This is a genomic window from Acetobacter sp. DmW_043 (genome assembly GCF_002153485.1).
Taxonomy (GTDB): Bacteria; Pseudomonadota; Alphaproteobacteria; order Acetobacterales; family Acetobacteraceae; genus Acetobacter; species Acetobacter thailandicus.
Window position 1 is genome coordinate 1 of sequence record NZ_JOMN01000012.1, and the last position, 284, is coordinate 284.

Consider the following 284-nt stretch of genomic DNA (forward strand, 5'->3'; position numbering starts at 1 on the left):
CCTGAAAAATACGCAATGATCTTCTCTTAAAAAAAAGCCCCGGTAAACCGAGGCTTTTTTAGAACTACTCCTGATCAGGAGCAGCTGCAGAGTTGAGCTGAATGTAGCGCTCAATACCAATCTGCTTGATAAGATCAAACTGGCGGTCCAGAAAGTCTTCGTGCTCTTCTTCGTTAGCAAGAATCTTAAGAAGCAGGTCACGTGAAACAAAGTCACGGACACTTTCACAGTAGGCAATGCCTTCACGAAGATCAGCCATGGCTTTCTCTTCCAGCTTCAGGTCG

General features: G+C 45.4%; 1 protein-coding gene. It reads right to left on the reverse strand.

The annotated features are described in order from the left end of the window. Positions 1–64: 64 nt before the first annotated feature. On the reverse strand, positions 65–284 hold a 220-nt coding region (locus tag HK11_RS04125), incomplete at its 5' end, for a ferritin-like domain-containing protein (RefSeq protein WP_304528670.1).